The following is a 7039-nucleotide window of genomic DNA, read 5'->3' on the forward strand; positions in this document are numbered from 1 at the left end:
AAAAGCCGGTTGAACAGGATGACGGGCTCATTGCGATTAGATCAGTCATGGCCGGCCCTCCAGTTCTTTAGCCACGCGTCTGGTTAAAAAGCCGGTTGAACAGGATGACGGGCTCATTGCGATTAGATCAGTCATGGCCGGCCCTCCAGCTCTTTAGCCTGGTTACGGTTGAACAGGATGATGGGCACGATCAGGATCGCCAGCATCACCACCGCCAGTGCGGACGCCACCGGCCAGTCGCGGTTGTTGAAGAACTCCTGCCACAGCACCTTGCCGATCATCAGGGTCTCCGGGCCGCCGAGCAGTTCGGGGATGACGAATTCACCAACCACCGGAATGAACACCAGCATCGAGCCGGCGATGATGCCGTTCTTCGACAGCGGCACGGTGATCTTCCAGAAGTTGTTGAAGTTGCTCGAACCCAGGTCGGAGGCGGCCTCCAGCAGGCTGAGGTCGTGCTTCACCAGGTTGGCGTAGAGCGGCAGGATCATGAACGGCAGGTACGAATAGACGATGCCAATATAGACCGCGGTGTTGGTGTTGAGGATCTGCAGCGGCGTATCGATCAGACCAATGCCCATCAGCAGGCTGTTGAGCAGGCCGTTGTTGCCGAGAATGCCCATCCAGGCATAGACGCGGATCAGGATCGCAGTCCAGGTCGGCATCATGATCAGCAGCAGCAGTACCGTCTGGTGCTCTTTCGGCGCCCGCGCGATGGCATAGGCCATCGGGTAGCCGATCACCAGGCAGAGCAAGGTGCTGAAGAAGGCGATCTGCAGCGAACCCAGGTAGGCCGACAGGTACAGGGCATCTTCGCTGAGGAAGATGTAGTTGCCGAAATTCAACAGCAGCGTCAGCTTGTTGTCCGCCCACTGGTAGATTTCCGTATAGGGCGGAATCGCCACGTCGGCTTCGGCGAAGCTGATCTTCAGCACGATGATGAAGGGCAGCAGGAAGAACATGAACAGCCAGAGGAAGGGTATGCCGATAACGGCATGCCGCCCAGTGGGCAGATAGCGCGCCAGTTTGCTCGGTTTCATGATTGCAGTACCACGCCGCTGTCGTCTTCCCAGTACACCACTACCGGATCGTCCCAAGTCGGGCGCTTGCCGCGGCGCTCGGCATTGGCGATGAAGCACTGCACGATCTGTCCGGAAGTGAGCTTGACGTGGTACACCGAGTGACCACCGAGGTAGGCGATGTCGTGCACGTGGCCACGGCTCCAGTTGTACTCGGGATGCTCGTGGTCATCCGGCAGCGCGGTGGCCATCAGCAGTTTCTCCGGACGCAGGGCGTAGCTGACCTTCTTGTCCTCGGCGCGGGTGCTGACGCCGTGGCCGATGTAAATCGGCTTGTCCAGCTGCGGGCAGTCGATGATCGCGTGGTCGGCCTCGTCGCTGACGATCTGACCATCGAACAGGTTGACGCTGCCAATGAATTCGCACACCAGGCGGCTGGTCGGCGTCTCGTAGATATCGGTCGGGCTACCGGTCTGGGCGATCCAGCCCAGGTGCATGATGGCGATGCGCTGGGCCATGGTCATGGCCTCTTCCTGGTCGTGGGTGACCATCACGCAGGTCACGCCGACACGCTCGATGATCTCCACCAGTTCCAGCTGCATCTGCGAACGCAGCTTCTTGTCCAGCGCGCCCATCGGTTCGTCGAGCAGCAGCAGCTTGGGGCGTTTGGCCAGGGAGCGGGCCAGGGCCACGCGCTGACGCTGACCACCGGAGAGCTGGTGTGGCTTGCGCTTGGCGTACTGGGTCATGTGTACCAGCTTGAGCATCTCGGCCACGCGCTCTTCGATCTCGGCCTTGGGCAGGCCGTCCTGCTTGAGACCGAAGGCGATGTTGTCTGCCACCGTCATGTGCGGGAACAGCGCGTAGGACTGGAACATCATGTTGATCGGCCGCTGGTACGGCGGCATGTCGGTGATATCGACGCCATCGAGGATGATGCGCCCTTCGGTCGGACGTTCGAAGCCGGCGAGCATGCGCAGCAGGGTCGACTTGCCGGAGCCGGAGCCACCCAGCAGGGCGAAGATTTCGCCCTTGTTGATGGTCAGCGAGACATCGTCGACGGCCACCGTCTCGTCGAATTTCTTGGTCACCCGATCGATCTTGACCAGCACCTCTTTCGGTGTCTGATCTCCCTCGAGGGCTTTTTTGTAGGCGCTGGAGGCAACAGCCATTATTGGAAAACTCCCGGAAGATTGTGCCCGGCCCTGCGGCCGGGCAGGAACGATTACTGACCCGACTTGACCTTGGTCCAGGTGCGAGTCATCAGGCGCTGCACGCGAACCGGCAGCTCGGCGGAGATGTACAGTTTGTCCAGCACCGCTTGTGACGGGTAAACGGAGGGGTCGTTGCGCACCTCCTCATCCATGAATTCATCCGCCTTGGTATTGGGGTTGGCATAACCGACGTAGTCACTGACTTCAGCGATCACCTCAGGCTCGAGGAGAAAGTTGATGAAGGCATGCGTTTGTTCGACGTTCGCCGCATCAGCGGGAATGGCCATCATGTCGAACCAGAGGTTGGCGCCTTCCTTGGGAATGCTGTAGGCGATTTCGATGCCTTTGCCGGCCTCGTCGGCACGGTCGGCAGCCTGCAGCACGTCGCCGGAGAAACCGGCAGCCACGCAGATGTTGCCATTGGCCAGATCACCGATGTACTTGGAGCTGTGGAAGTAGGTGACGTAGGGACGCACTTCCAGCAGCTTGGCCTCGGCCTTGGCGTAGTCGTCGGGGTTGCTGCTGTTGGGATCCAGGCCAAGGTAATTGAGCATGGCCGGAATCATTTCATCACCGGAGTCGAGGAAGGCGACGCCGCACTGGCTGAGTTTCTTGATGTTCTCGGCTTCGAACAGCACGGCCCAGGAATCGATCTCCTCGACACCGAGCGCGGCCTTGACCTCCTCAACGTTGTAGCCGATGCCGTTGGTGCCCCACAGGTAGGGCACCGCATACTGGTTACCGGGGTCGTTGGTTTCCAGCTGCTTGAGCAGCGCCGGATCGAGGTTGTCCCAGTTGCTCAGCTTGCTGCGGTCGAGCGGCTGGAAGGCGCCGGCGCGAATCTGCTTGCCGAGGAAATGGTTGGACGGCACCACCAGATCGTAGCCACTGCGGCCAGCGAGCAGTTTACCTTCGAGGGTTTCATTGGAGTCGAAGACGTCATAGATCGGCTTGATGCCGGTTTTCGCCTCGAACTTGGCCAGCGTCTCTTCGCCGATGTAATCGCTCCAGTTGTAGATATGCACCTTGGGTTGGGCCAGGGCCACACCACAGACAGCGGAGGCCGCCAGGGCGATCAGAGACTTGGGCAGGGTAACTCGCACAGTATCATCCTCGTTATTGTGTGCCGCCCGAAAAGGCGCGGCACTTTATAGGAAAATCTTCCGCCGATCAGCGTCCGCTCTTGATTCTTGTCCAGTCGCGGGTCAGCCAGCGTTGCACCTCGGGCGTACGCTCCTCAGCAACGTAGAGTTTGGCCATGACCTCCTCGCTGGGATAAACGCCCGGGTTCTCGCGCACGCTCTCGTCGACCAGCTCGGTGGCCTTTAGGTTGGGGTTGGCGTAGGCCACGTAATTGCTGATCTTGGCGATCACATCGGGGCGCAGCAGGTAGTTGATGAATTCGTGGGCTTCGGCGACGTTCTTCGAGTCCTTGGGAATCGCCAGCAGGTCGGCCCACATGGCGGTGCCTTCCTTGGGAATGATGTAGATGATCTCGTCGCTGCGGCCGGCCTCTTCGGCGCGGTCGGCGGCCTGCAGCACATCGCCGGAATAACCGAAGGCAGCACAAATCTCGCCGTTGGCCAGGTCAGAGATGAATTTGGAGCTATGGAAATAGGTGATGTAAGGGCGCACCTTCATCAGCTGCTCATAGGCCTTCTCGTAGTCTTCGCGCTTGGTGGTATGCGGCGACAGGCCCAGGTAGTTGACCGTTTGCGGCAGCACTTCGTCGCCCGAGTCGAGCAATGCGATACCGCAGGAAGCGAGTTTCTCGGCGTATTGCGGGTCGAACAGCAGCGCCCAGGAATCCAGCGGGACGTCATCACCGAGCACGGCACGGGCCTTGGTGGCATTCAGGCCGATGCCGTTGGTGCCCCATAGGTAGGGCACCGAATATTCGTTGCCGGGGTCGCCCGCGGCCAGGTTTTCCATGATGGTCGGGTCGAGATTGACCAGATTGGGCAGCTTGGATTTATCCAGCTTTAGGTAGGTGCCGGCGCGCACCTGCTTGGCCAGATAGTGGTTGGTAGGCACCACCACGTCATAGCCGCTCTGGCCGGTGGCCAGCTTGCCATCGAGGGTTTCGTTGGAATCGAAAACGTCATACACCACCTTGATGCCGGTTTCCTTCTCGAACTCGGCGATGGTGTCCGGCGCAATATAGTCGGACCAGTTGTAGACCTTGACCACACGGTCGGCGGCCTGGGCAACAGACATACCAATGGCAACGGCGATCAGGCCGGCCAGCAGGGTAGAACGACGCATAACGTTTCCTCTTCTCGCGATTTGGGTGCCTGGCGGGCGAACCCGCCAGGCGGCGTTGCTTCGTTGCTTAGCGACCGGACTTGATCTTGGTCCAGCTGCGGGTCATGTTGCGCTGCACCGCCGGCGCCAGGTCCGGGAAGGTGTAGATCTTCTGCAGCACTTCCGGAGTCGGGTAAACGCCCGGATCGGCGCGCAGCGCCTCATCGACCAGCGGCGTGGCTGCGGCGTTGCCGTTGGGGAACTGCACGTAGTTGGTGATGTTGGCCATCACCGCCGGCTCCATCAGGTAATTGAGGAACACGTGTGCAGCTTCGACGTTCTTGGCGTCGGCCGGCACCGCCAGCATGTCGAAGAAGGAGCCCGCGCCTTCCTTCGGAATGTTGTAGCCGACTTCCACGCCGTTCTTCGCTTCCTCGGCGCGCGCCTTGCTCTGGTAGATGTCGCCCGAGTAGCCGATGGCGACGCAGATGTTGCCGTTGGCCAGGTCGGAGATGTACTTGGAGCTGTGGAAGTAAGCCACCGAAGGACGGATGGAGAGGAACAGTTCCTCGGCCTTCTTCAGCTCGTCAGCCTTGCTGCTGTTCGGGGCGTAGCCCAGGTAGTGCAGAGCGGCCGGGAGAATTTCGGTTGGGGAATCGAGGAAGGAAACGCCGCAGGCCTTCAGCTTTTCCATGTTCTCGGGCTTGAACACCAGATCCCAGGAGTCGACCGGCGCGTCTTCGCCGAGCACGGCCTTGACCTTCTCGACGTTATACCCGATGCCGATGGTGCCCCACATGTAGGGGATCGAGTACTGGTTGCCCGGATCGCTCGGTTCCAGGGCCTTGAGCAGGTCCTTGTCCAGGTTCGACCAGTTCGGCAGCTTGGACTTGTCCAGTTTCTGGAACACGCCAGCCTTGATCTGCTTGGCCAGGAAGGGGTTGGACGGCACGACTACGTCGTAACCGGAGCTGCCGGCCAGCAGCTTGGCTTCCAGTACTTCGTTGCTGTCGAAGACGTCGTAGACGACCTTGATGCCGGTTTCCTTCTCGAAGTTGGCCAGGGTGTCTTCGGCGATGTAATCGCTCCAGTTGTAGACATGCAGCACCTTGCTGTCAGCCTGAGCAGCGCCTGCCACGGCCGCGGCCAGGGACAACGCGAGAAGGGTCTTGCCGAATGTTTTCATGCGTACAGCTCCTGTTGTTGTGTCGATATTCCAGAGGTCGCGCAAGCCGTTCGAATCTGGCCGGCTCGTGCACTCTGGCGCAGTCTGGCAAGGTCATGGCACCGCTGACAACTTTCCGTGACTGCGGGCTTTCAGACCGACAGGTCACGCAGGGTCAGATCTAGGCACTTGCGTGCTTTCTCTACCAGCTCATCCACCTCCGCCTGGCTGATCACCAGTGGTGGCGCAATGATCATGGTGTCGCCCACGGCGCGCATGATCAGACCGTTATTAAAGCAGTGGCCGCGGCAGATCATGCCTACCGCCTTGTCACCCGGATAACGTGTGCGCGTCGCCTTGTCCTGCACCAACTCGATGGCACCAAGCATGCCGACGCCGCGCACTTCGCCCACCAGCGGGTGATTCGCCAGCTCACGCAGACGACGCTGCAAATACGGTGCCGTTTCCGCTTTAACCCGCTCGACGATGCCTTCCTCCCTGAGAATGCGCAGGTTCTCCAGGCCCACCGCAGCGGCCACCGGGTGGCCGGAATAGGTGAAGCCGTGGTTGAAGTCGCCATGCGCCTCGATCACCTCGAACACCTTGTCGCTGACAATCAGCCCGCCCATCGGCACGTAGCCACTGGTGAGGCCCTTGGCGATGGTCATCAGGTCAGGTTTGAGGTCGTAGTACTGGCTGCCGAACCACTCGCCGGTACGGCCGAAACCGCAGATCACCTCGTCGGCAACGAACAGGATGTCGTACTTGCCGAGGATTTCCTTGATCCGCGGCCAGTAGGTTTCCGGCGGGATGATCACACCACCGGCGCCCTGGATCGGCTCGGCGATAAACGCTGCAACATTTTCCTCGCCCAGTTCGAGAATCTTCTTCTCCAACTGGTCGGCAGCCCAGATGCCGAAGGCCGCCGGGCTCATGTCGCCACCTTCACCGAACCAGTACGGCTGCGGGATATGGGCGATGCCCGGAATCGGCAGGTCACCCTGCTCGTGCATGAACTTCATGCCACCAAGGCTGGCGCCGGCCACGGTGGAGCCGTGATAGCCATTGTCGCGACCGATGATGATCTTCTTCTGCGGTTGGCCTTTGCATGCCCAGTAGTGGCGTACCAGACGCAGCATCGTGTCGTTGCCTTCCGAACCCGAGCCGGTGAAGAACACGTGGTTCATGCCGGCCGGCGCCAGCTGGGCAATTGCATGGGCCAACTCCAGCACCGGTGGATGGGCGGTCTGGAAGAAGGTGTTGTAGAACGGCAACTGGCGCATCTGCGTAGCGGCAGCTTCGACCAGCTCCTCGCGGCCATAGCCGACGGCCACGCACCACAAGCCGGCCATGCCATCGAGGATCTTGTTGCCCTCGCTGTCCCACAGGTGCACGCC

6 protein-coding genes are annotated in these 7039 nt (G+C 60.5%); all 6 read right to left on the minus strand.

Annotation, left to right across the window (positions count from 1 at the left end; genetic code table 11):
• Window positions 1-131 precede the first annotated feature (131 nt).
• The gene (locus tag DBO86_RS25720; protein WP_074855164.1) at window positions 132-1040 is read right to left on the minus strand and encodes an ABC transporter permease subunit; all 909 of its coding nucleotides are present in this window, start codon (window positions 1038-1040) and stop codon (window positions 132-134) included.
• Window positions 1037-2191 (minus strand): polyamine ABC transporter ATP-binding protein, encoded by a 1155-nt coding sequence (potA, locus tag DBO86_RS25725; protein WP_108235256.1) that lies wholly within the window; start codon window positions 2189-2191, stop codon window positions 1037-1039. Before potA ends, DBO86_RS25720 begins: the two co-directional genes overlap by 4 nt.
• A gap of 53 nt (window positions 2192-2244) precedes the next feature.
• The gene (locus DBO86_RS25730) at window positions 2245-3336 is read right to left on the minus strand and encodes a polyamine ABC transporter substrate-binding protein (RefSeq protein ID WP_108235257.1); all 1092 of its coding nucleotides are present in this window, start codon (window positions 3334-3336) and stop codon (window positions 2245-2247) included.
• Window positions 3337-3403: 67 nt separating this feature from the next.
• Entirely contained in the window at window positions 3404-4498 is a 1095-nt protein-coding gene (locus DBO86_RS25735) for a polyamine ABC transporter substrate-binding protein (protein WP_108235258.1), read from the minus strand.
• A gap of 67 nt (window positions 4499-4565) precedes the next feature.
• On the minus strand, window positions 4566-5663 hold the full coding sequence (locus DBO86_RS25740) for an extracellular solute-binding protein (RefSeq protein WP_108235259.1): 1098 nt from the start codon (window positions 5661-5663) through the stop codon (window positions 4566-4568).
• A gap of 131 nt (window positions 5664-5794) precedes the next feature.
• Window positions 5795-7039, minus strand: a 1245-nt coding sequence (locus DBO86_RS25745; protein ID WP_108235260.1) for an aspartate aminotransferase family protein, incomplete at its 5' end; no start/stop codon positions are given.

The organism is Ectopseudomonas oleovorans (assembly GCF_003052605.1).
GTDB lineage: Bacteria > Pseudomonadota > Gammaproteobacteria > Pseudomonadales > Pseudomonadaceae > Aquipseudomonas > Aquipseudomonas oleovorans_A.

Bases quoted from the DNA above. Each gene is read 5' to 3' on its own strand.
- DBO86_RS25720 (WP_074855164.1), bottom strand. From the start codon at position 1,040: ATGAAACCGAGCAAACTGGCGCGCTATCTGCCCACTGGGCGGCATGCC.
- potA (WP_108235256.1), bottom strand. From the start codon at position 2,191: ATGGCTGTTGCCTCCAGCGCCTACAAAAAAGCCCTCGAGGGAGATCAG.
- DBO86_RS25735 (WP_108235258.1), bottom strand. From the start codon at position 4,498: ATGCGTCGTTCTACCCTGCTGGCCGGCCTGATCGCCGTTGCCATTGGT.
- DBO86_RS25740 (WP_108235259.1), bottom strand. From the start codon at position 5,663: ATGAAAACATTCGGCAAGACCCTTCTCGCGTTGTCCCTGGCCGCGGCC.